Below are 21,547 nucleotides of genomic sequence, written 5' to 3'. Positions count from 1 at the left end.
AACCGGCGCGGAGATCCTTGCTACAGAGCGATCGAAAAGACCTAGAGCCGAACGGTCGTCCGCGCCGGGCTCTCGGCACCTAAGGTGCCAGAGTCGCAAGAGATAAGAGCCGAGCCATGCTCGGCTCTGGTAGGTGTCGACCTTGGTCGACACGAATCCATCGGTGCCATTACCCCGCGCATGCACCCGGCGCCACCAGCGCGCTGGCATGATCGGCCAACACCACCACCGCGTGCAGCAGGCCTTCCTCCACCTGCGGCGGACACTGCGCCTGCGCATCGTCCGTCTCGCGCGCCGACTGTGCAGCCAGCAGTACCCCGCCGCACGCAGACAATGCTGCCAAGCAGCGCGTCGCCTCCGCCAGTTCCCGGCCACGCACATCGCTGAGCTGCCGTTCGCGCCAGACCTGACCATCGGCGGCGTGGCTTTGCGCGATGCCGTGCAACCGGGCGAAGAAGGCCGGCGGCGGAGCGTGTTCATGGGCTTCTGTGAGCGCATCTTCCAACGCTTCGGCTGCGGCATTGGAGAGCTGCAGGCCGGGCATTGCGGCACCGAGCAGTACATGCAGACGTGGATAGGTGGGGTAGAGCGTGGTCATGGCAGCAACCTCACAAGGCTGGGCCACCTGCAGGGATGCAAGGTGGCGGGCGGTGCGGGTTGGCGTGCCGGTGAAGCTACCCAAAGGAAACGAAGCCGGCGGATCGGAAGGATCCCCACGCACCGCCCGCCGCAGAACGACGGACGGTGCATTATTCGAGCCCGCGACATGGTCGCAAGCCCGACTTCAGGTAGCTTCATTCAGGACGCCAATCCCGGCCAGCGCAGGAGGCGCCGACGGAGGCAACCTTCTCGCGTTCTACGTGGCGATGACATGGGCAAAGTTGCAATTTGCTGATCGCGTGCAAGCTGTCTTGCTGCAATCCGCGGCGGAGCCAGATACGACAGTCCGCGCATGGCGGAAGCCATCACCTGCGGGCTATGCTGTGCGCCTGCCTCAACGACAAGGAAACGTCACATGCAGGTTCGCAAGGGAGTGCGTCGCATTGGTGCGCTGGTGATCGCGCTGGTGGCTGCCAACGTCATGGCCGATACGCCCAAGGCAATCGAGTTGCCCTCGCCGGAGGCGGAGGCCGAGATCCTCAACCTGCTTGAACGGCAGGCGCTGTATCGCGACCGGGTGGACTGGCCTGCCACCCGCACACGACTGCAATCGGTGCAGGGCGACCCCGTGAAGCGGCTGGCGTTGCTGCGCGAAGCCATTGCGGTCAGCACTGGCAATCATGGCGTATGGACGACGACCCAGCGCCAGAGCGAATCCCTTGCGCGCGCGCAGCAGGTCGGCGCCGCCGCCGTGGAAAGGGCCAAGGCCGCCGATGCGGTGGATGCGCGCATCGGCTGGCTGGTCATCGAGGGATATGCCTCCACGCCCGGCGCGACGCCACAGGAAGCGTTCCGTCAGAACATCCAGCGCGCCGCGCGGTGGCAGCAGGTCATCCGCAGCAAGGACGACGGCATGCGCTGTGGCTGGATCGTCGACCTGCGTGACAACAGCGGTGGCAACATGTGGCCGATGCTGCTGGGCATGGCACCGCTGCTGCGCACCTCGGTGGTGAACAACGAAGATGTGGGGTCGTTCGAAACCGCACAGGGGCCGGAGCGCTGGACGTTGACCGCGACCGCCGTGCAGCGTGCAGGCAAGCCGGTGCTGGACTTCGGCCAGACCGGCTATGTGCTGCGGCAGCCTGGCGCGCCGGTGGCGGTGCTGTTCGGACCGCGTACCGGCAGTTCGGGCGAGGCCTCGGCACTGGCGTGGCGTGGCCGCGCGCAGACGCGCAGCTTCGGCCAGCCGACGGCAGGGGTCTCGACTGGCAACAACGTGCGCACACTGGCCGATGGCGGCCGCCTGTTGTTGACCACCACCGTGATGCGCGACCGCAATGATCGTGGTGATGGGTTGAAGATCGAGCCCGACCAGCGCATCGAGGGTGATGCCGCCACCCTTGCCGCCGCCCAAGCCTGGCTGCTGGCCCAACCCGCCTGCCAGGGCCGCTGATCCATGATCCTGATCGGCCAGCAGGAGCGGGTGCTGATCGTCGGCCCGACCGAAGCCCACCACTGCCTGCGCTGCCAGACGGAAGCCGAGTTCGCGCCCCAGCTGCGCTACAGGATGGCGCGCATCGACCTGCTGTTTGGCCTCACCTACCATCGCCGCTACGAGCTGGCCTGCAGCCGGTGCGGGCACGGCTGGGTGCTGGACACCGACACCATGGACCAGCAGCTGGGTGGGGTGCCGATCCCGTGGCGGCACCGCTTCGGCCTGCCACTGATGCTGGTGGTGGTGGCCGGTCTGGCGGCGTTGGGCTGGCTGTGGCGGCACGGATTCCTCGGTTGAGGAGCGGGCCTGTTAAAGTCTGCCCTGCAATCACGTACCGGAACCGACCATGGACCACGACAACCCGTTCGAACCCCTCAACGATCTCGAGGTGCGCCTGCTGCAGGCCCAGGACGGCACGCTGACCGCAGCGCAGTTCCTCGACGGCCTGCTGACCTCGACGGCGTTCGTGCTGCTGGACAAGGCCATCGGCGAAGATGGCGCCTGGGACGAGAGCATCTCGCCGCTGGTGCTGACCAGCGAGAGCGGCGAGCCGATGTTCGCGGTGTTCACCGCCCCCGAGCGCGCGGGCCTGTGGCACGAGCAGCTGCCGCAGTTTGCGCATGCCATGCCGATCGCGGTGCACGCGCTGCTGGCCGGTATCGGCGACGGCGTCGGCCTGGTGCTGAACCCGGGCCTGGACGTGGGCATGGAGATGATTCCCGATGCAGTGGCGCAGCTGAAGCAGCGGGCTGCGGCGATCACCCGTGGGATGGCGCACTGACCCAGGGATTGTCTGGTTGCCGGCCAGCGGCCGGCACTACCCGTGGTGCCGGACGGCGGCGATGGCTTGCAAGTGCGTCCTGTTCAATGGAGAGGAGCATCGTGGGCAAGCGTTCTAACCGATCGCTGTGGGTCTATGAGATCGGCCTTCTTGCGGGTTTGGCACTGGCAGCTGCGTTCATCACCCGGTTCAATCCGGTGGAGACGCTCCGGCTGGGTGGATGGCTGTTCCTCTTGATGCAACCCATCTTGTTGGGAGCTCATGCTGTCGACTACTTCTCGCGCAAGCGCCGTCGATAGACGGGCGATGTGAAGGTGCCGGCCAGCGGCCGGCACTACCAGGGCTTCAGCGGGCGGCGGCGATGGCTTTCACCCGCGCCTTGGCCAGCGCCTCGCCGATGGCCGGGCCCTTCAGATGGGTGGTATCCAGATCCCGCGCCTGCACTGACAGCGCCGCCTGGTGCAGTCGCTTGAGCGTTTCGCCCTGTGGGTAGTCGGCGTCCTCGAAGCCGAGCCGGCCGCGCTTGTCGGCCTCGCAGCACAGTGCGATGCGGGCCACGCGTTCCGGCCGGCGCAATGCATCGCAGCGGCCCAGTAGTTCCAGCACGGTGGCATCGCGCAGTTCGTCGATGCGGTGCACGTTCAAGTGCTCGCGGCACACCGCTTCGGCCAGCTGCTGGTGCTCGGTGGGAATCTTCAACCGCGCGCACAATGCCTTCAGGGGTTTGATGCCGCGCTGCTCATGCATGATGTGGCGCGGCCATTCCTCCGGCGGGGTCAGGCCCTTGCCGAGATCGTGGGTGAGGGCCGCGAAGCCGACCAGATCATCGCCGGGGGCCAGCTTCGCGGCCATGTCGCTGACCATTTCCTGGTGGATGCCGGTATCGACTTCCGGGTGGAACTCAGCACGCTGCGGCACGCCGTACAGCGCTTCCAGCTCAGGCAGGATCGGGCCCAACGCATGCGCATCGTGCAGGGTGCGCAGGAACGCCGAGGGCCGCTCACTGACCAGCGCCTTGCGCAGTTCCTGCCAGACGCGTTCCGGCACCAGCGCGTCCAGCTCGCCACTGGCGGCAACGTCGCGCATCAAGGCCAGGGTTTCTTCGGCGACGGTGAAGCCCAGCGGTGCGAAGCGCGCCATGAAGCGCGCCGCGCGCAGCACACGCAGCGGATCTTCGACGAAGGCCGGGCCAACGTGGCGCAGCACGCGCTGTTCCAGGTCGCGCACACCGCCATAGGGATCGACCAGCGCGCCGGAGTCTTCGTCGCAGGCAATCGCGTTTATGGTGAAGTCGCGCCGCTGCAGGTCTTCTTCCAGCGTCACCGCTGGATCAGCATCGACCACGAAGCCGCGATAGCCACGGCCGGATTTGCGCTCGGTGCGCGCCAGCGCGTATTCCTCACCCGTCTTCGGATGCAGGAACACCGGGAAATCGCGGCCGACGGCGGTGTAGCCCTGCGCTTCCATCTGCGCGGGCGTGGCGCCAACCACCACCCAGTCGCGGTCGCCGGCAGGGCGCTGCAGCAGGCGGTCGCGCACGGCGCCGCCGACAAGATAGATCTTCATGGGGGGATGATCGCATGGTCGGCGCAGATGCACCGGTAGTGCCGGCCGCTGGCCGGCAACCGCAGTCACCCCGAAGCTGCCGGCCAGCGGCCGGCACTACCGATACAGCGGCGTTACGGCAAACCGCGCCACTCCGGCACGAACAGGCCGGCCAGGAACCACAGGCCGTAGACGATCCACAGGCAGAGGAAATACAGCTTGATCTGCGCTTCGTCCCATAGGCTGCCCCAGCTGTCGACGAAGGCCAGCGACTTCCAGCCTTCCATCCAGGCCGCGCCACCCCAGCGCAGCACCCAGGTGGCGAACAGGCTCCAGGCGGCGAATATCCCGATCCAGGCCAGCAGGCTCATTGCTTTCTCCTCCCCAGGAGTGGATACCGGGTCGTGCCGGCCAGCGGCCGGCACGACCGCAGTGCGATCAATCGCCGCCCTGGTCCGCGTTTGCGGCGCAGCTGAAGCTCTTGCGCTTGTCCACCAGGCGGCCCATCAGGCGGTCGCTCAGAGGCAGCGCATCACCATTGAGGCGCCAGTCGTAGATCACGCTGAAGGCCAGCACGCGGGCGACGTACTCGCGGGTTTCCTTGTAGCTGATGGTCTCGATCCACAGGTCCGGATCAAAGCCCGGGCGCTGGCCCTGCCAGCGTGCGGTCGGGGTCGGGCCGGCGTTGTAGGCCGCGATGGTCACGTACGGCAGGCCGTCGTACTTGTTCATCAGCTGGCGCAGGTAGGCGGTACCGATGGCGATGTTGGTGTCTGGGTCATACAGGCTGTCGGCGCCGCCGTAGCCGGTCAGGCCGATCGACTTGGCTACGCCGGCACCGGTGGCCGGCAGTACCTGCATAAGGCCCATGGCGTTGGCAGGCGAGCGCGCACGCGGGGTGAAGGTGCTCTCGGCGCGGATTTCCGCCGCCACCCAGGCCGGATCGATCGCGTTGCGTGCCGATTCGCGGCGGATGGTGGCGTCGTGGTGCAGCGGGAAGCGCAGGTCGTACAGGCGCTGTTCCTGCGGTTGCTTGCCGAGTGCGAACACGGCGCGGTCGAACCAGCCGTTGTCCTGCGCTACGCGTACAGCGAGGCGGCGCTGGGTGTCATCGAAGCGCGACAGCGCGCTGTTCCATTCGGCCACGGCCCAGCCGGTGCGATCGATCTGGTACAACGCCATCGCGCGCTGGATGGCCGGGTCGCGCGCGATCACCGCCTGTGCCTGCGCGCTGTCGTTCGGCTTCCAGGGGCACAGGGTATAGCCCTGTTGCAGCTTGTCGGCGGCCAGGAAACCGTGGAAGGTCGGTGCGCGTGCGGCATCGCGGAACAACGGCTGGGCCTGCTGGGCCTGGCCGGTCTTCTCCAGCATGCGGCCTTCGAAGTAGCGCCAGCGCGGGTCGCTGCGCTGCTTGCTGGCCATCTTGCGGATCGCCGTCAGCGCCGCCGGCCAGTCACCGCGCGACATCGCTTCGCGCACGCGCCATTCGTGCAGGCGTTCGTCATACGCCGATTCCGGCACCGCGTTGAGGCGGCGTGCCGAATCGGGCAGGTAGGAAGCCACCGTCCACAGCGCGATCTGGTACAGCACCTGGCCCTGCTGCTCGGCACTCAGGCCCAGCGCCTGCGCGTACTGCGGCAGCTGCTGTTCGGTGGCGCCCGGGTCGGCCTTGGCCAGCTTGGCCAGGCCATCGGTGGCGATGCGCCGGCTGCGCTCGTTGCGCGGCCAGTTCAATGCGCTGGCATTGGGCTTGTCGACAAAGGCAGCGTAATTGTTGGCCAGCGCCAGGTCGGTGGCAGGCAGGCCACGTGCGGCGCTGCGCATCACGGCCGGCTGCTGGGCGTCGGCGGCGGCATCGATGCGTTCCCAGCGCAATGCGTCACTCAGTCCGCCCTGTGCCTGCAGCACGGCGAAAACGGCGTCACAGCCGTCCGGCAGCGACTTGCCGTTCTTGCGCCACAGATCCTGCGCTTCACCGATCCACTGCGGATCGACCTTGCCCGTCACCTGGCGCGCGGTCAGCTGCGCACAGCGCAGGCCGGCGTTGTCGGTGGGCGCCCAGTTGGCGAGCAGGGTGGGCCAGTCCTGGCGGCGTGCGACCGAGGGCAACCACACGCTGCGGAACGTGTTGGCCACGGCCTGGCCGTCATAGCGCTTGAGGAAGGCCTGCGCCTGCGCGGAATCGACGGTGTCGATGTTGCGTCGCAGGTTGGCGTATTCCAGCCAGCCATAGGCCGGATGGCGGCTGAGTGCAGCGGCCTGGCCAGGATCGAACTGGCCGCGTTCGGCGGCTGCGATCGCGGCCTTCAGCTGCGCGTTCTGGGCGTCGAGGGACTGGGCATTGGCGCAGCCGATCAGCAGCGTGGTGGCCAAGGGCAGCAGGGACAGGGCAGTTGAAGTGCGTCGGGTCATGGCGACCAGCATAGCGGGCGATGGCTGAATTCAGTTTCGCATTGCGTGCACGTGCTGGGTCGGCAACGGCAGCTGAATGCTCGCGCTGCAGGCACTGCCTCGCGGGCCAGCGGGCGACGTAGTGTCGGGCGTGGGCGAACGGCCCGGCTGCAGGGAGCGGCACATGGCGTTCAGTAGCGCAGGAAGAAGCGGCCCGCTGGCGGACATCAATGTCACGCCATTGGTGGATGTGATGCTGGTGCTGTTGATCATCTTCATCGTGACCGCGCCGATCGTGGCCCGGCCGATTGCCGTGCAGTTGCCGCAGGCCACCGATCGCGTGGTCGACCGTCCTGAACCACCACCACCGATCGAGCTGCGCCTGGACGCTGGCAACCAGCTCAGCTGGAATGGCCAGCCGATGGCGATCGGCGAGCTGCAGGCGCGCCTGCAGGCACAGGTGGGCGAACATGCCGGCAACCTGCCGGAACTGCGCATCGCCACCGATCCGGCGGCCGAGTACGAAGGCATGGCGAGGATTCTGGCCGCCGCCGAGGCCACCGGTATGGAGCGCATTGCGTTCGTGCGGTAGGGCGTTGTCTCACTGCCGCTCATGCGGTGATTGCTGCATGAGCGGCGCTTGCCCTGCTGACAGTGTCGCATCCAGGATCCGCAGAAAAGCCATTTCAATCTGCGCTGGAACCGGGGTCGGATGTGCTCGCCACTTTCTGCTCTCAGGGTCATGTTCAACGTCGAAAGCAGTCAACTCGGCTCTCTCGAAATCCACCACAACCGTCAGTCCCTCTCCCGAGGCCAAGGCCGCACCGCTGGGAGAGGGGCAGTTGTTGCACTCGATCACGCCGCCTGCTCTCGATTCACCTGCCAGGGAAAGAAGCAGCGTCATCACCATCGTGACGCCCAGCACGGCAGTCATTGCTTTCATGTTCGGCCCTCCCGCGAATGGCTGGAAGTGGGAGTCTGCGCTGGGTCGACTAGCGTGGCCTTCTGAATGAAGGAATTTCAAACTATTCCTGAAACGGTCCGGCAAAGATCTTTTTCATGAATGCGGCAGCTCCCGGCGCGTGCTGTCGCAGCCAACATCAAGGCTGCCTGCAGTGAACAGTATCGTCCGGTCATAACCTGCAGCTATCTGACGCAATCGGCCTGCAATTGCGTCAATTCCGCGTGAAAGAGTGTCGATCATCACGCCGCGATTTTTACCACTTGTTTACAAAGGAGACGGCGCCGCCATGCAGGGAGGGAGTGCGGCAGCCCATGTCCCGACATTCCTTTGGAGAGAGAGCGAATGAATCACCTGCACCACCGCCCTTTGGCGGTTGCCGTCGCGCTGTGCGTGATGACCCTGGCACCGTTGGGTGCCGCTGCACAATCCACCACCAACCTGGATGCGGTGGAAGTCACCGGTACCCGCATCAAGCGCGCTGAAGTCGAAGGCCAGGTGCCGATCCAAACCTTGACCCGCGGCGACATCGAACGCACCGGCCTGACCTCGATCGGCGAAGTGCTGCAGCAGCTCACCGGTTCCGGTTCGGCGCTCAACGCCAAGTTCAACTCGTCCGGCAACTTTGGCTTTCCGCCCGATGGCAGTGGTGTAGGTGCTGGCTCGGCGCAGGTGGACCTGCGCCATCTGGGCGCCAAGCGCGTGCTGGTGCTGGTCGATGGCATCCGCTGGGTCAATGAGTCATCCGCCTCCGGCGTCGGCTCGGCCACCGATCTCAATACCATTCCGCTGGCCATCGTCGAGCGCATCGAAGTGCTGGAAGATGGCGCGTCGTCGCTGTACGGCTCCGATGCCATTGCCGGCGTGGTCAACATCATCACCCGCCGTGACTTCGATGGCGGCCAGGTGACCCTGAACTACGGCGAGTACAGCAAGGGCGATGGCACGCAGAAGGGCGTGGATCTGGCCTGGGGCAAGAGCGGCGACCGCTTCAGCCTGTTCCTGGGCGCCAGCTGGACCAAGCAGGATCCGGTGTTTGCCAAGGACCGCGAGCAGTCGCGCTTCCCGATTCCCGGCACCGGCCTGGCGTTCGGCAGCGGTGGCATTCCGCAGGGCCGTTTCATGTTCACCGACCCGAACACCGGTGCGGTGCAGAACATCGTGCCCAATACCGGTGTGAGCAACCCGCGCTACGACGGCAGTGCCGGCTGCGCGCGCACCGATGACTATCACTGCTTCACCAGCGCCGACCGGTTCAATTTCGCCGAGTACAACATGGTGCTGACACCGTCCGAGCGTAAGGGCCTGTTCGGTCAGTTCCGCTTCGACATCACCGACAACGTGCAGTGGTATGTCAAGGCACTGGGCAACCGACGTGAGTCGACCAACCAGGCCGGCCCGGAGCCGCTGTTCTTCGGCCCCGATGGCGCCACCGGCAATCCGCTGGCCGACAACATCACCGTGTCCGCCCTCAATCCGTACAACCCGTTCGGCTTCGACCTGGTCTCGGGTGACAACCTGAGCCTGATCGGCCGCCGTCCGGTGGAAGGCGGTGCGCGCGTGTTCAAGCAGGAAGTGGACACCACGTATTTCGCCACCGGCTTCGTCGGCAACTTCCAGGCGGCTGACCGCAGCTGGTACTGGGACGTCAACGGCATGTACAGCAAGAACAAGGCCGAACAGACCAACTACGGCAGCTACAACATCTACAACGTCAACATGGCGCTGGGCGATCCGTCCGTCTGTGCGGCGACGCCGGGCTGCGTGCCGCTGAACATTTTCGGCGGTGTCGGTTCGATCACCCCGGACATGCTGAAGTGGATCCAGCCCGTGGTGCGAGACCGCAGCCAGAACGAACTGAGCCTGTTCACCGCCAACCTGTCCAGCGACCTGTTCACGCTGCCGGCCGGCCCGGTGTCGTTCGCTACCGGCTTCGAGTATCGCAAGTACGAGGGTTCGTACCAGCCCGATCCGTTGACGGTGGCGGGCCACTACAACGGCGTGCCTTCGCAGCCGACCTCGGGTTCCTATGACGTCAACGAGGCCTATCTGGAGTTGAGTGTGCCGATCTTCGCCGATTCGACATTCGGCAAGAAGCTGGACCTGAGCCTGGCCGGGCGCTACTCGGACTACTCCACCTTCGGTGGCGAGTTCACGCCCAAGTACGGCCTGCGCTGGCAGGTGACCGACGACTTCGTGCTGCGCACGACCTATGCCGAGGGCTTCCGCGCACCGTCGATCGGCGAGTTGTACGGCTCGGCCGCGCGTGCCGATCTGCAGTTGTTCGATCCGTGCTCGGTGGGCCTGGGTGGAACGCCGCCGCGTGGCAGTGCCGCCAACTGTGCCGCGCTGGGCGTGCCGACCGGCTTCCAGCAGGCCAACTCGCAGATCTCGGTGACCACCGGCGGCAACCGCGAGCTGGATCCGGAACGCTCGCGCAGCTTCAGCGCAGGCTTCGTGTGGAGCCCATGGTTTGGCAGCAACACTTCGTGGTCGGAGCGCTTCGACGTGGAAGTGACCTTCTACCGCCATGCCATCGATGGTGCGATCCAGGCGATCAACGCGCAGACCCAGCTGGACCTGTGCGTGGATACGCTGGACCCGATCTACTGCAACGGCATCACCCGTGCCAGCACCGGCGCGGTCAGCAGCTTCAACAACCGCCTGACCAATCTGGGTTCGATCAAGACCGATGGCTGGGATGTGGATCTGTTCTGGACGTTGCCGCAGAGCTCGATCGGCCAGTTCAAGCTGGGCTGGAAGAACACCTTCGTGGGTCGCTACGAAGCCACCGGTGCAGCGGGCCAGAAGCAGCCGCAGAAGCCGGGCGTGGAGGTGGCCGACAGCTCGATTCCGGAATGGACCAGCAACGCCAGCATCGGCTGGACGCTGGACCGCTGGAGCGCCAACTGGACGGTGCGGCATATCTCCGAACTGACAGAAAACTGCGGCGACGCCTCTGTGTTCCCGGTCTGCAGCAACCAGGCGGCGGGCACCAATACGCTGTCGGCCACCACCTTCCATGACATGCAGGTGGGCTACAAGATCGACTGGATGAAGGGGCTGCAGCTGACGGCCGGCCTGAACAACGTGTTCGACAAGGATCCGCCGATCTGCCTGTAGTGCTCGTTGAACGGTTACGACGCCTCGACCTATGACATCCCGCGTGGCCGCTACTGGTACCTGCGCGCGGACCTGCGCTTCTGATGAAGGGACGGCGCCGGGCTCAGCCCGGCGCCGTTGCAGGGTCGAGCCCTGTTCGACCGCCCTGTGTGATGGAGTCGGGCAGGGCTCGACTCCACAAAGGTGGTCAGTCCGGAATGTCCTGCTCCGGGTCATCCTGCTCAAGGCCATCCTGCTCAAGGCTGGCACGGCGGAACGCGGTGCGTGCCCATCCCAGTCCGGCCACGATCATCATCGGCCCGACCGCGAAGCCAGGCAGTGACGGAATGCGGAACTGCGGCAGGGATTCGACCAGCAGGTTGTACAGGATCCAGGCCACCAGGATCAGGCCGATCCCCGCGCACAACAGTCCGAACAGCACCTGTGGAACGCCCATTGCCAGGCCCAGCGCGCGCTCGGTGCGGGTGGGGGCGGGGATGGCACGCAGTTCCCGGCCCAGATCGAACCAGAACAGGATCGCTGCGGGCAGGCCGATCAGCAGAAGCAGGATGAAGTAGCCATTGCCGGTGGCGACCATCAACGGCAGCGAAGAGAGCAGGGCCACGAGCGAGAGACCGAGTTTCGTGCGGGTGCGCATGGCCGGTCGTCCTTGAGGGGGAAGGCGCGAGGTATTCGTGTGCGCGACGCTACACCTGCAAGGGCAGCGCGGCAACACGGGGCGCCGAGCGCCCCCGTTGCAGCGCCGAGCCGTGCTCGACCACCCCGTGTGATCGAGTCTGGCAAGACGCGACTCTACAGAAGCCGGTTACATCAGAACGCCCAGGTGAACGTCAGCGAGCCATTGCGGCCGTCGCCGTAGGCACCGTAGCCGGTGATCTGCGAGTAGTACTTCTTGTCCAGCAGGTTGTTGAGGTTGGCCTGCACGCTGAACTCCGGCGAGATGCGGTAGCGCACGAAGGCACTGACCAGCGCATAGCCTTCCTGTTCGAAGCGACCCACCACCGGTGCGGCGTAGTAGATGCGGTTCTGCCAGTTGGCACCACCGCCGACGGTGAGTGCCTGCAGCGACTGCGGGGTGTAGCTGGTGAACAGCTTCAGCGCGGTCTGCGGCAGGTTGGTGTTGATGTCGGCGCCGTTGATGTCCTTGGCCACGTAACGCGAAGCACCGAAGGTCGCGTTCCAGCCGGGTGCCAGTTCGCCATTCACTTCGAACTCGAAGCCACGGCTGACGGTGCCGCGTGCAGCGATGAAGGCGGTTTCGTTCAACTGCCCGTCAACCTTGTCCATGGTTGCCTGGCCAACGTTGTCCTGCTCGATGCGGAACACTGCCACGGATGCATTCAGTCGGTTGTCGAACCACGCACCCTTGACGCCGACTTCGTAGCTCTTGCCATCGACCGGATCGAGGTAGCTGCCCTGCTTGTTGCGCAGCGTCTGCGGCTGGAAGATCTCGGTATAGCTGGCGTAGGCGGAGTAGGTATCGTTGATGTCGTAGACCAGGCCGGCATACGGCGTGGTCACTTTGTGCGAGCGGTCGTTGCCTTCGTCTTCGCTTTTCCAGTCGGTGTAGCGCGCGCCGATGATCAGCTTCAGCGGATCGGCCAGCGACAGGCGCGCGGCCGCGTAGCCGGCCTTCTGGGTGATGGTGCCCTGGCTGGCCAGCTTCAGCGGTCGCCAGTTCGGCTGCGGGAAATCACCGGTCCAGCCGAAGTAGCTGGCCAGCGGCAGGTACTGGGCATTGGGATCGGTGGAATCCGGCTGGAAGTCACCGTAGTTGGTGAATTCGCGCTTGTTGTAGCTCAGGCCGGCCATGAACTGGTGTTCGCGGCCGAACAGCTGGAACGGCCCGTCGATGTAGCCATCGAGGCCATCGACCTTGCGCTCGGTGTTGTAGAAGCCGGCCATCGGCGTGATGCCGGCGCCCGTGGTCTTGTTGAACGCGGTGTAGGCCGGATAGAACAGCTTGTCGTCGGCCTTGGTGCGGTCGTGGGTGGCACCGATCTTGAACTTCCAGCCGTTGCTGAAGGCGTGCTGCAGGGTAGCGAACGCACGCTTGCTGGTGGTGTCCCAGTAGGTCCAGTCCGGCGATGGATTGAACGAGGTCGGATAGTTCGTCGGGCTGCCATCGGCGTACCACATCGGGAAGCCGCCCCAGGTCGCGCCATTGGCGCGCTTCTGCTGGTAGTCGTAGCCCACGCTCAGCTGCGTGTCCGGGGTCAGGTCGGCGTCGATGACGGCGTAGCCCAGTGTCTTGCGCTGGTTGTAGCGGTCCATCTGGCCATCGGTGTCCAGGTAGCTGCCGATCACCCGTCCGCGCACGCTGCCGCTGGCGTTGAGCGCGCTGCCCACGTCCACGGTGGTGCGGGTGCGGCCCCAGCTGCCGACGTTTACCGAGACGCTGCCGGTCAATTCGGCGCTGTCGGCATGCTTGCGCACCAGATTCACCGACGCCGACGGATTGCCGGCACCGCTGAGCAGGCCGGTCGCGCCGCGCACCACTTCAACGCGGTCATACAGCGCCAGGTCCAGGCCGGAATCACCGTAGCTCCAGTTCTGCACCATCTGCGTCGGCAGGCCATCGAACTGGTAGGCATCGATGTAGAAGCCGCGCGCGTAGAACTCGGTGCGTTCGCTGTCGGACTGGGTGCTGGTCACGCCGGTGGTGTTGGCCAGCACGTCGATGATGTCGTCCAGCTTCTGATCTTCGATGCGCTGGTGGCTGATGATGCTGATCGACTGCGGAATCTCGCGCGGCGCCAGATCGAAGCGGGTACCGGCCGAGGTGCGGCGCACCGAGTAGCCCTCGGCGCGTTCGCCCTTGACGACGACCTTGTCCAGCGTGGTCGGGTCGGCGGCGGTGTCGGCGAAGGCGGCCGGGGCCACGGCGCAGAGAACGGCAAGCACGGCAACGGACAGCCGCTGTGGCTGCGGGGTACGGAAGGCGGGACGGGTCATGGGGGTCCTGGACGAGCACACGCGGTCGGCCGTCATCCAGGAGGCGATGCGCTAGGGGTGGGGAAAGGACGGGCAGGCCGTCCTGGCACCACCGGAAACGAAAGAAATGGTAATACGAACTATTCCTATTTACAAATCATGAGCAGATCGGTCCGCGGGTGCGCAATGGTGTCAGCGCAGCAGTGGCAGCGGGTCGCGGGCGCCGTCGGCGCCGTGGATGCCCCAGTGCAGGTGCGGCGGCGTGCCCCTGGCATTGCCGCTGTCGCCCACGTGGGCAAGCAGGTCGCCGGCCTGGATCACCTGGCCGCGCGCCAGACCGTCGGCCCAGTTCTCCAGATGCGCGTAGTAGTAGCGTTCCCGCCCGGGCCCGATGACCCACACCTGGCGGCCACCGAGGCCGCGTTCGCTGACATCCACGACGATGCCGGCGGTGGCACTGCGCACCGGCGTGCCGCGCTTGGCGAAGATGTCGATGCCGGCGTGGGAGCGGTCACGGCCACGCGGCGCACCGAAGGTATCGGCAATCTGGCGTGGCCGGACGCCGTCCACCGGCACCGGCAGCGCGGTGGCGGCCGGCATCCGTGTCAGCGACCAGAGCATTCGCGGCGCCGCCGCCCACGGGCTGTTCCACAACGCCATCATCGCAACGACGGCAATGGCCAGCCACAGGCCGCGCAGCAACCAGCGGCGCAGGCGGTGGGGAAGGGAGGGCGATGTGCTCATGGCTCGACGCTACAGAACCGGTGTCAGCGGGACTTCGAAACCCCGCTTCAACGTGCCCAGTGCCACCGAGGTGCGGAAGCGTTCGATGTTGTCATCGCCACCGAACAAGCGCTCGGTGATCGCCTCGTACTCCTCCATCGACGCCGCCGAAAGCAGCAGCAGGAAATCGCCATCGCCGGTGATCGAGTAGCACTGCTGCACGGCGGGGTCCTCCTGCACGCGGCGCTTGAACGGTGCCACGCGTTCGCGCTGCTCGCTGACCACGCGCACCTCGACGATGATGGTCAGCGGTCGCCCGACCTTGGCGGCGGCGACCACCGCCACATTGGCCGCGATTACGCCGCTGTCCTGCAGTCGCTTGATGCGGCGCTGCACGGCCGGGGTGGACAGGTGCACGGCCTCGGCGATTTCGCGCTGTGGCAGGGTGTTGTCCCGCTGCAGCAGGTCGAGGATGGCGCGGTCGAAGCTGTCGAGCACGGGGGCGGTGGCCATGGCGAGCAGAAGTTGCACGAACGGGCTGTCAATTGAGCCAAGTGCTCGGCGCCGGCGCAATAGACTTTGCGCATGCAGACCTCACGACTCGCGCCGATGTTGCCGGCGCTGGCGGTGCTCGGCTCGGTCACCTCGCTGGCCATCGGCACCTCCTACGCAAAACACCTGTTCCCGCTGATCGGTGCCCAGGGCACCAGCGCGCTGCGCGTGGGCTTCTCGGCGCTGTTGCTGCTGCTGTTCTGGCGGCCATGGCGCTGGAAGACCAGCCGCGTGGATGCGATCACCATCCTGCGCTACGGGCTCACCCTGGGCCTGATGAACCTGTTGTTCTACATGGCCCTGCGCACGATTCCGTTCGGCATCGCGGTGGCCATCGAGTTCACCGGGCCGCTGACGGTGGCGATGCTGTCGTCACGACGCCCCATCGATTTCGTCTGGGTGGGCTGTGCGGTGGTGGGGCTGTTGCTGCTGCTGCCGCTGGGCGGCGGCCCGGCGCTGGACCCGGCCGGCGTGCTGTACGCGATGGGTGCGGCGGCATGCTGGGGCCTGTACATCGTGTTCGGCAAGCGTGCCGGCCACCTGCACGCCGGGCATTCGGTGTCGCTGGGGCTGCTGGCGGCGTCGCTGGTGGTGGTGCCGGTGGGCGTGGTGCATGCCGGCACCGCGCTGCTCGATCCGAAGATCCTCGCGGCCGGCCTGCTGGTGGCGCTGGTGTCCAGCGCGATCCCGATGTCGCTGGAGATGATGGCGCTCAAGCGCCTGCCGAAAGAGACGTTCGGCATCCTGATCAGCATGGAACCGGCGGTGGCCGCGCTGTGGGCGATGCTGCTGCTGCACGAGCACCTGCATGGACTGCAATGGCTGGCGATCGGCTGCACGGTGCTGGCCTCGGTGGGCAGCACGATGACCGCGCGGCGATTGAAGGTGCCGGTGGCGCAGGCCGGGTAGCGCCGGGCCATGCCCGGCGGAGAGCGTGCGGACCAACGGTCCGCACCCACCAGAGCGGCTGTCCGCACCTACCAGGGGGGCGGGTCAGCGCAGGGCGTCGGCCGGGACGTCGATCTGCATCGCCAGGGCGAGGTGATCGGAGAACGCGGCCGGTACGGCTTCCACGGTGCGGGTCTGCAGGCCGCTGCTGACCAGGATGTGGTCGATGGCGCGGTCGGGGCGCCAGCTGGGGAAGGTCGGCACGATGCAGCCCGGGGGCTGCAGCCGGGTCTTCTGGTACAGCACCTGCATTTCCGGGCGCTCGGCCAGGCAGTTGAAGTCACCCATCAACACGGCGTTGGGGTGGTCGGACAGCAACTCGGCGATGAAGCCCAGCTGTGACATCCGCGAGCCCGCACCGAGTGACAGATGGGCCACCGCTACCGCCAGGCCGTCGGCGCCGTCGCCGAACTTGGCCAGCAGCACGCCGCGCCCGCCGATGCGGCCGGGCAGGGCGTGGTCCTGTACTTCCACCGGTTCCAGCTTGCTCAGCAGGCCATTGGCGCTGGAGGCGACCCCGCCCATGCGCCGGTTCGGCTGGTGGCTCCAGTAGTTGAAGCCGGCACGCTGGGCCAGGTAGTGGGTCTGGTTGGTGAAGCCCGAGCGCAGGCTGCCCGGGTCGGCCTCCTGCAGGCCGACGATGTCATGTTCGCGCGCCAGGGTGGCGATCGCGTCCAGGCTGCTGCGCTTGCGACCCGCCGGCAGCGCATGTGACCAGCTGCGGGTCACATAGTCGCTGTAGCGGCGGGTACTTGAGCCGGCCTGGATGTTGGCCGTCAGCAAGCGCAGGGTCCGTGTACGGGGGGAATTCACGGCCGGGAAACGCTTCTCTTGGATCAGTGAGCCTGGGCCGCACCGCGTTCGCGGGCGATCAGGTGGTCGGCAATGCGCAGCATGTCCGGGAAGCTCTTGCCCTTCACCAGATACTTGCCGTTGACGATGATCGACGGGGTGCCGCTGATCTGGCTGCGCTGGGCGAACTGCTTGGCCGAGTTGGTCTTGGCATTCACCGCGAAGCTGCCCATGGTGGCGGCGAACTGCTTCGGATCCACGCCGTAGGCACCGTAGAACTTGGCGATGTCGTCAACCGAATCGGTGCCGCGCTCGCCCTTCAGGGTCTTCTGCGAATGGATGGCAGCGTACAGGGCTTCGTGGGTCTTCTCCTGCACGCCCAGGGTCTGCGCGGCGTAGAAGGCACGGGCGTAGTTGTCCCAGGTGCCGCCGAACATGGCCGGCACGTAGACGAAGTTCACGTCGCTCGGCAGGCCGGCCTTCCACGGGCCGACCAGCGGCTGGAACGCGGCGCAGGCCGGGCAGACGTAGCCGAAGATCTCGGTCACTTCGATCTTGCCGGCGGCCGGCTGGAACGGCTGGCCGTTCGGGATCACCTGGTAGTCGGCGCCTTCCACCGGGGCCGGGCCGGTCAGTGCGGCGGTGGTCGGGGCCGGTGCAGCGGCCGGTGCGGCTTCAGCCGCGGCCTTCTCGCCTTCGGCTGCGGCTGGGGCGGCGCCCTCGGTACCTGCGGCCGGAGCGGCCGGTTCGGTGGTCGCCGGAGCTGCAGCCGGTTCGGCCGGGGCTGCGGTGGTGTTGGTGCTGCCGTCGTCGGCCTTGCAGGCAGCCAGGATCGGCAGCAGCGCTGCGAGGGCGAGGGCGTAACGGATCTTCATGGAAACGTCTCCAGCATCTGGAATGGTGGGGCCGGCGTCATGCGCCGGCCAAGGGGAAATGATGACACGCGGCGGCGACAGCGCCGTGTCGGTGGTGGGTGTTGGTTCAGCGGCCGCGGGCGGCGCGGGCCTGGGCGATCAGCGCCGAGGCGATACGCAGCTGGTCGTCGAAGCTGTCGCCACGGACCAGGTACTGGCCGTTGATGATCAGCGCCGGGGTCCCCGGGATCTTGGTGCGCTGGGCGAACGCGCGGGCGGCATCGACCTTCTTCTGTACGGCATCGCCGCGCAGGGCCTGCAGGTAACGGTCCGGGGTCACGCCGTAGGCCTTGTAGAAGGTGGCGAGCTCATCGGCCGAGACGTTCTGCATCGGCAGCGAGCTGTCCTGGTGCAGGGCCTTGAACACGGCGCCATGGCTGCGCTTGGCCACGCCGACTTCGTCGGCAGCGTAGTAGGCCAGGGCCCAAGCGTCCCAGGCGCCGCCGAAGGCCGCCGGGACCGGGGTGAAGCGCACGTCGGCCGGCAGCTTGGCTGCCCAGGCTTCCAGCTGCGGTTCGAAACGGGCGCAGTGCGGGCAGGTGTAGCCGAAGACCTCGACCACCTCGATCTTGCCGGCCAGCGGCTGGAACGGGCCCGGCTGGGCGATGCGCTCGTAGTCTTTGCCCTCGACCAGCGGGGCATTGGCGGGGGTGGCGGCGCAGGCTACCAGCGGCAGCAGCACCAGCACAGACAACAGCAGGCGGGAAATCAACCTCATCGACACGCATCTCCGTTGAAAAAAGCAACGCCGGCGCGGTCGCCGGCGTGAAGGAAACATACCGCAGGCGCGGGCCGGCGTGGCGACCCGGGCCGACCAGTGGTGGTCAGGGGGCGGCAGCCGGTTGTGCCGGCGTGGTGGCAGCGGCCACGTCGTCGGCCTTGTTGTGCAGGCCCTGCAGGTAGCTCGACAGCGCCTGCACCTCCTGTTCGCTCAGCTTCTGCGCAACCGCAGCCATGATCTGGAAGTGCGCCTTGTCGGTCTCGTTGGTCTGGCCGGCCTGGTATTCCTGCAGGCGGCGCGCGACATAGCTGGCGTGCTGGCCACCGATGTGCGGATAGGCCGGGCCAGGGTTACCGGCGCCGCTGGGGCCGTGGCAGGCCATGCAGGCCGGCAGGCCGCGCTTGGCGTCGCCGCCACGGTACAGCTGCTGTCCGATCTCGTAGAACTTCATGCCCTCGTAGGGGCCGTCGGTGACCGCCGTGTCATCGGCGATGCCGGCGGTGGCCTTCTGCGTGGCGAAGAACGCGCCGATGTCGCGCATGTCCTGCGGGGTGAGGTTCTGCACGAACGGCACCATCGCCACCGCCGCACCGGAGCTGCGCTGCCCATTGGCGATCAGGGCCATCTGCTGGGCGACGTAGCGTTCGCTCTGGCCAGCGATGGACGGGTACATCTCCACCGTGGAGTTGCCGTCGGCGCCATGGCAGGCCGCGCAGGCCGATGCCTTGGTCTGGCCGGCCTTGGCATCGCCCCAGTGGGTCTTGCTGAAATCCACCTCCAGCGAGGCGGTGTTGATCGGCCCGTTGTCGGGCAGCGGGGTCAACGTGGTCTGCGCGAACGCAGCAGCGGCAACGACTACAGCAGTGGCAAGGGCGGATACGGCAAGAACGCGAGCGTGGCGCATGCTAAAGCTCCGTATGGACCGGGCCGGGCGGTGGCCGCCGGCATCGCCCGGATTATCAACGCCGTTTCCGCACACGGTCAACGCAGCAGTGCAGCAAAATGCCCGCAAAGGCCGCCGGCACGGGCGCGCGGCGCCGCAACATGCGATCCTAGGCACATGTCATTGCTCATCGAACGCGCCCGTTACCACCTTTCGGCCCACAACGTGCGGCAGCTGCCGCCCGACGAAGGGGCCGAAGTGGCCTTCGCCGGCCGCTCCAACGCCGGCAAGTCCAGTGCGCTCAACGCGCTGACCCGCCAGAACGCCCTGGCCCGTGTCTCCAAGACCCCCGGCCGCACCCAGCAGCTGGTGTTCTTCCAGGTCACCCCGGAAGCGCATCTGGTCGACCTGCCCGGTTACGGCTACGCCAAGGTGCCGCTGGACCTGCAGGCGCACTGGCAGGCCTTCATCGACAAGTATTTCCGCACCCGCGAGGCCCTGAAGGGCCTGGTGGTGGTGATGGACATCCGCCATCCGCTGAAGGACTACGACCGGCAGATGCTGTCCTACGCCGTGCAGCGTGGCCTGCCGGCGCACGCGCTGCTGACCAAGGCCGACAAACTCAGCCGCAGCCAGCAGATGCAGTCCCTGCAGAAGGTGCGCAAGGAACTGCATTCGGCCTACGGCGACAGCGTGAGCGTGCAGGTATTCTCCGGCGAAGACCGTACCGGCGTGGACGAAGCCCGCGGCGTGATCGGCGGCTGGCTGGGGCTGGCATAAGGCTCTCCGGTCGCCCGGCTGGCAGCCGGGCGCTACCTGATCGGGTGGGTGCCGACCTTGGTCGGCACACCCTCACAACGGCGAATACTCCGCCGGCACCCACGCATAGGCCTGGCCCTCGCCACGCACATGGCCCAGCCCGGGGAATGGCAGGTGCGCTCCGGCCACCCACCAGCCGTTGGCGGTGGCCTGCTGCAGCAGCCCGCGACGGCTGGCGATGGCCGCCTTGCGGTCCGAATCCGCCTCGAATGCCGCCTCCGGGTGCGCGAACTGCACCGCATGGAAGTGCAGCACATCACCCCATACCAGCAGCGACTGGCCCTGGCTGTCGAACCGGTAAGAGACATGGCCGGGCGTATGGCCATGGGTGTCCATCGCCACCGCGCCACCGGGCAGGGCATCGCCGGGACTGAAGGTGCGCAGGTGGCCGCTGGCCTGGTACGGCGCTACCGCATTGCGCGCCAGCGGGAAGGCGAAGCGCACGCCCTTCGGCGCGGTGGCTTCGCTGGCCGGGCTGAGCCAGTAATCGGCATCGGCCTTGGACAGCCACACCGTGGCATTCGGGTAGGCCGGCTTGCCCTGCGCGTCGAGCACCCCGCACAGGTGGTCCGGATGGGCGTGGGTCAGCAGCACCTCGTCCACCTCGGCCGGGTCCACGCCGGAGGCGCGCAGATTGCCCAGCACCTGGCCCAGGCCGGGGCCGAAGCACTGCGCGGTGCCGGTGTCGACCAGGGTCAGGTGGTTGCCCTGGCGGATCAGGAACGCATTGATCGCGGTCTGCAGGCCCTTCTTGTCTTCCGGCACGTAACGGCCTTCCAGCAGGCGGCTGACCAGCGTCGGCGGCACGTCCACCACTTCCTGCCGGCCCAGCGCGACCACGCCGTCGAACAGGGCGGTGACCTGCAGTGCACCGATGCGCTGGTGATAGACACCCGGCACTTGCCGGGTGGGGGCGGGCGAAGTGGCCTCGGCCAGCGCGGTCAGCGGCAGGGACGACAGTGCCAGCAGCAGGGCGCCGTGCAGCGGCAGGTAACGCAGGGTCATGGCGGTTCTCGGTGGACGACGGGCGATTCCGTTGCCGCATAGCGTGCCGCGGCCGGCGTGTGCGCGGCGCTCAAACCACTACGCGGAATGCTCAGGGAAGGGGGTCTCTGCAGGGCTGCGCCCTGCACCCGCAGAGGCAAGGGCAACAGCCAAAGCAACGTCAAAAGCTGGTTTCCTGTGGGATGGCGGGGTGGGTCCGGTTGCGGGGGACGCTGCAAGTACGTCCATGTAAGCTCGGTCGCCGCATCCATGCGGCTCACGCCCCCGCAACCGGACCCACCCCGCCTTCGACAGTTTTCCGCGATCTGTTGGAACGACTTTCTGCTTCTGGTGGGGGTCGACCTTGGTCGACACGGTAGA

21 protein-coding genes and 1 pseudogene are annotated in these 21,547 nt (G+C 66.9%); 8 read left to right on the top strand and 14 right to left on the bottom strand.

Features of this window, described 5'->3' with window-relative positions:
* Positions 1–169 precede the first annotated feature (169 nt).
* The gene (locus EKL94_RS19355; protein ID WP_019338418.1) at positions 170–598 is read right to left on the bottom strand and encodes a hypothetical protein; all 429 of its coding nucleotides are present in this window, start codon (positions 596–598) and stop codon (positions 170–172) included.
* A gap of 417 nt (positions 599–1,015) precedes the next feature.
* On the opposite strand from EKL94_RS19355, the gene EKL94_RS19350 reads away from it, so the two are divergent.
* From EKL94_RS19350 to EKL94_RS19335, 4 genes are all read left to right on the top strand, one after another.
* Complete coding sequence (locus EKL94_RS19350; RefSeq protein WP_126930289.1) at positions 1,016–2,053, top strand: S41 family peptidase; 1,038 nt, start codon at positions 1,016–1,018, stop codon at positions 2,051–2,053.
* A gap of 3 nt (positions 2,054–2,056) precedes the next feature.
* The gene (locus tag EKL94_RS19345) at positions 2,057–2,392 is read left to right on the top strand and encodes a hypothetical protein (protein WP_126930288.1); all 336 of its coding nucleotides are present in this window, start codon (positions 2,057–2,059) and stop codon (positions 2,390–2,392) included.
* A 49-nt stretch (positions 2,393–2,441) separates the two neighbouring features.
* Entirely contained in the window at positions 2,442–2,876 is a 435-nt protein-coding gene (locus tag EKL94_RS19340; RefSeq protein ID WP_126930287.1) for an SseB family protein, read from the top strand.
* Positions 2,877–2,977: 101 nt separating this feature from the next.
* A complete protein-coding gene (locus EKL94_RS19335; protein WP_126930286.1) occupies positions 2,978–3,175 on the top strand; it encodes a hypothetical protein in 198 nt (65 codons plus the stop codon).
* 46 nt (positions 3,176–3,221) lie between these two features.
* On the opposite strand, the gene EKL94_RS19330 is transcribed toward EKL94_RS19335, so the two are convergent.
* The 3 genes from EKL94_RS19330 to EKL94_RS19320 all read right to left on the bottom strand — a co-directional run bounded on the left by EKL94_RS19330 (position 3,222) and on the right by EKL94_RS19320 (position 6,845).
* The gene (locus EKL94_RS19330; protein WP_126930285.1) at positions 3,222–4,442 is read right to left on the bottom strand and encodes a multifunctional CCA addition/repair protein; all 1,221 of its coding nucleotides are present in this window, start codon (positions 4,440–4,442) and stop codon (positions 3,222–3,224) included.
* 113 nt (positions 4,443–4,555) lie between these two features.
* Positions 4,556–4,792 carry a hypothetical protein gene (locus EKL94_RS19325; RefSeq protein WP_049429401.1) on the bottom strand — a complete coding sequence of 79 codons (237 nt, stop codon included), beginning with the start codon at positions 4,790–4,792 and terminating at the stop codon, positions 4,556–4,558.
* A 67-nt stretch (positions 4,793–4,859) separates the two neighbouring features.
* Complete coding sequence (locus EKL94_RS19320) at positions 4,860–6,845, bottom strand: transglycosylase SLT domain-containing protein (protein WP_126930284.1); 1,986 nt, start codon at positions 6,843–6,845, stop codon at positions 4,860–4,862.
* 151 nt (positions 6,846–6,996) lie between these two features.
* Between EKL94_RS19320 and EKL94_RS19315 the strand changes: the two genes are divergently transcribed.
* Positions 6,997–7,404, top strand: coding sequence for an ExbD/TolR family protein (locus EKL94_RS19315; protein WP_126930283.1), 408 nt, complete (start codon positions 6,997–6,999; stop codon positions 7,402–7,404).
* 9 nt (positions 7,405–7,413) lie between these two features.
* Here the strand turns inward: EKL94_RS19315 and EKL94_RS19310 are convergent, their stop codons facing one another.
* Positions 7,414–7,755, bottom strand: coding sequence for a hypothetical protein (locus EKL94_RS19310; RefSeq protein ID WP_126930282.1), 342 nt, complete (start codon positions 7,753–7,755; stop codon positions 7,414–7,416).
* Positions 7,756–8,118: 363 nt separating this feature from the next.
* Between EKL94_RS19310 and EKL94_RS19305 the strand changes: the two are divergent.
* A pseudogene (locus tag EKL94_RS19305) lies at positions 8,119–10,980 on the top strand (TonB-dependent receptor).
* Between the two features lie 103 nt (positions 10,981–11,083).
* On the opposite strand, the gene EKL94_RS19300 reads toward EKL94_RS19305, so the two are convergent.
* From EKL94_RS19300 to EKL94_RS19285, 4 genes are all read right to left on the bottom strand, one after another.
* Positions 11,084–11,533 carry a hypothetical protein gene (locus tag EKL94_RS19300; protein ID WP_126930281.1) on the bottom strand — a complete coding sequence of 150 codons (450 nt, stop codon included), beginning with the start codon at positions 11,531–11,533 and terminating at the stop codon, positions 11,084–11,086.
* Between the two features lie 173 nt (positions 11,534–11,706).
* Positions 11,707–13,851 carry a ferric-rhodotorulic acid/ferric-coprogen receptor FhuE gene (gene fhuE, locus EKL94_RS19295; RefSeq protein WP_126930280.1) on the bottom strand — a complete coding sequence of 715 codons (2,145 nt, stop codon included), beginning with the start codon at positions 13,849–13,851 and terminating at the stop codon, positions 11,707–11,709.
* Positions 13,852–14,022: 171 nt separating this feature from the next.
* The gene (locus EKL94_RS19290; RefSeq protein ID WP_126930279.1) at positions 14,023–14,574 is read right to left on the bottom strand and encodes a M23 family metallopeptidase; all 552 of its coding nucleotides are present in this window, start codon (positions 14,572–14,574) and stop codon (positions 14,023–14,025) included.
* A gap of 9 nt (positions 14,575–14,583) precedes the next feature.
* A complete protein-coding gene (locus tag EKL94_RS19285) occupies positions 14,584–15,066 on the bottom strand; it encodes an Lrp/AsnC family transcriptional regulator (protein WP_126930278.1) in 483 nt (160 codons plus the stop codon).
* Between the two features lie 72 nt (positions 15,067–15,138).
* On the opposite strand from EKL94_RS19285, the gene EKL94_RS19280 reads away from it, so the two are divergent.
* Positions 15,139–16,014: an EamA family transporter gene (locus tag EKL94_RS19280; RefSeq protein WP_126930277.1), complete on the top strand. Its 876-nt coding sequence runs from the start codon at positions 15,139–15,141 to the stop codon at positions 16,012–16,014.
* A gap of 84 nt (positions 16,015–16,098) precedes the next feature.
* Here EKL94_RS19280 and EKL94_RS19275 read toward each other — a convergent pair whose 3' ends face one another.
* From EKL94_RS19275 to EKL94_RS19260, 4 genes are all read right to left on the bottom strand, one after another.
* Positions 16,099–16,836 carry an endonuclease/exonuclease/phosphatase family protein gene (locus EKL94_RS19275; protein WP_005419292.1) on the bottom strand — a complete coding sequence of 246 codons (738 nt, stop codon included), beginning with the start codon at positions 16,834–16,836 and terminating at the stop codon, positions 16,099–16,101.
* Between the two features lie 53 nt (positions 16,837–16,889).
* On the bottom strand, positions 16,890–17,720 hold the full coding sequence (locus EKL94_RS19270) for a thiol:disulfide interchange protein DsbA/DsbL (RefSeq protein WP_010480908.1): 831 nt from the start codon (positions 17,718–17,720) through the stop codon (positions 16,890–16,892).
* Between the two features lie 106 nt (positions 17,721–17,826).
* Positions 17,827–18,477 (bottom strand): thiol:disulfide interchange protein DsbA/DsbL, encoded by a 651-nt coding sequence (locus tag EKL94_RS19265; RefSeq protein ID WP_126930276.1) that lies wholly within the window; start codon positions 18,475–18,477, stop codon positions 17,827–17,829.
* Positions 18,478–18,583: 106 nt separating this feature from the next.
* Positions 18,584–19,384, bottom strand: a complete 801-nt coding sequence (locus EKL94_RS19260; protein ID WP_126930275.1) for a c-type cytochrome — start codon at positions 19,382–19,384, stop codon at positions 18,584–18,586.
* Between the two features lie 156 nt (positions 19,385–19,540).
* On the opposite strand from EKL94_RS19260, the gene yihA reads away from it, so the two are divergent.
* Positions 19,541–20,143, top strand: coding sequence for a ribosome biogenesis GTP-binding protein YihA/YsxC (gene yihA / locus EKL94_RS19255; protein WP_126930274.1), 603 nt, complete (start codon positions 19,541–19,543; stop codon positions 20,141–20,143).
* A gap of 72 nt (positions 20,144–20,215) precedes the next feature.
* On the opposite strand, the gene EKL94_RS19250 is transcribed toward yihA, so the two are convergent.
* Positions 20,216–21,187 (bottom strand): MBL fold metallo-hydrolase, encoded by a 972-nt coding sequence (locus EKL94_RS19250; RefSeq protein ID WP_126930273.1) that lies wholly within the window; start codon positions 21,185–21,187, stop codon positions 20,216–20,218.
* Between the last annotated feature and the right edge of the window lie 360 nt (positions 21,188–21,547).

The organism is Stenotrophomonas maltophilia, assembly GCF_003970865.1.
In the GTDB taxonomy this organism is placed as follows: Bacteria; Pseudomonadota; Gammaproteobacteria; order Xanthomonadales; family Xanthomonadaceae; genus Stenotrophomonas; species Stenotrophomonas maltophilia_AR.
This window is presented reverse-complemented; position numbering and strand designations above follow the sequence as displayed.

Excerpts from the sequence above, each read along its gene's own strand:
- EKL94_RS19355 (WP_019338418.1), bottom strand. The coding sequence starts at position 598 with ATGACCACGCTCTACCCCACCTATCCACGTCTGCATGTACTGCTCGGT.
- EKL94_RS19350 (WP_126930289.1), top strand. The coding sequence starts at position 1,016 with ATGCAGGTTCGCAAGGGAGTGCGTCGCATTGGTGCGCTGGTGATCGCG.
- EKL94_RS19345 (WP_126930288.1), top strand. The coding sequence starts at position 2,057 with ATGATCCTGATCGGCCAGCAGGAGCGGGTGCTGATCGTCGGCCCGACC.
- EKL94_RS19340 (WP_126930287.1), top strand. The coding sequence starts at position 2,442 with ATGGACCACGACAACCCGTTCGAACCCCTCAACGATCTCGAGGTGCGC.
- EKL94_RS19330 (WP_126930285.1), bottom strand. The coding sequence starts at position 4,442 with ATGAAGATCTATCTTGTCGGCGGCGCCGTGCGCGACCGCCTGCTGCAG.
- EKL94_RS19325 (WP_049429401.1), bottom strand. The coding sequence starts at position 4,792 with ATGAGCCTGCTGGCCTGGATCGGGATATTCGCCGCCTGGAGCCTGTTC.
- EKL94_RS19320 (WP_126930284.1), bottom strand. The coding sequence starts at position 6,845 with ATGCTGGTCGCCATGACCCGACGCACTTCAACTGCCCTGTCCCTGCTG.
- EKL94_RS19315 (WP_126930283.1), top strand. The coding sequence starts at position 6,997 with ATGGCGTTCAGTAGCGCAGGAAGAAGCGGCCCGCTGGCGGACATCAAT.
- EKL94_RS19310 (WP_126930282.1), bottom strand. The coding sequence starts at position 7,755 with ATGAAAGCAATGACTGCCGTGCTGGGCGTCACGATGGTGATGACGCTG.
- EKL94_RS19300 (WP_126930281.1), bottom strand. The coding sequence starts at position 11,533 with ATGCGCACCCGCACGAAACTCGGTCTCTCGCTCGTGGCCCTGCTCTCT.
- fhuE (WP_126930280.1), bottom strand. The coding sequence starts at position 13,851 with ATGACCCGTCCCGCCTTCCGTACCCCGCAGCCACAGCGGCTGTCCGTT.
- EKL94_RS19290 (WP_126930279.1), bottom strand. The coding sequence starts at position 14,574 with ATGAGCACATCGCCCTCCCTTCCCCACCGCCTGCGCCGCTGGTTGCTG.
- EKL94_RS19285 (WP_126930278.1), bottom strand. The coding sequence starts at position 15,066 with ATGGCCACCGCCCCCGTGCTCGACAGCTTCGACCGCGCCATCCTCGAC.
- EKL94_RS19280 (WP_126930277.1), top strand. The coding sequence starts at position 15,139 with ATGCAGACCTCACGACTCGCGCCGATGTTGCCGGCGCTGGCGGTGCTC.
- EKL94_RS19270 (WP_010480908.1), bottom strand. The coding sequence starts at position 17,720 with ATGAAGATCCGTTACGCCCTCGCCCTCGCAGCGCTGCTGCCGATCCTG.
- EKL94_RS19265 (WP_126930276.1), bottom strand. The coding sequence starts at position 18,477 with ATGAGGTTGATTTCCCGCCTGCTGTTGTCTGTGCTGGTGCTGCTGCCG.
- EKL94_RS19260 (WP_126930275.1), bottom strand. The coding sequence starts at position 19,384 with ATGCGCCACGCTCGCGTTCTTGCCGTATCCGCCCTTGCCACTGCTGTA.
- yihA (WP_126930274.1), top strand. The coding sequence starts at position 19,541 with ATGTCATTGCTCATCGAACGCGCCCGTTACCACCTTTCGGCCCACAAC.
- EKL94_RS19250 (WP_126930273.1), bottom strand. The coding sequence starts at position 21,187 with ATGACCCTGCGTTACCTGCCGCTGCACGGCGCCCTGCTGCTGGCACTG.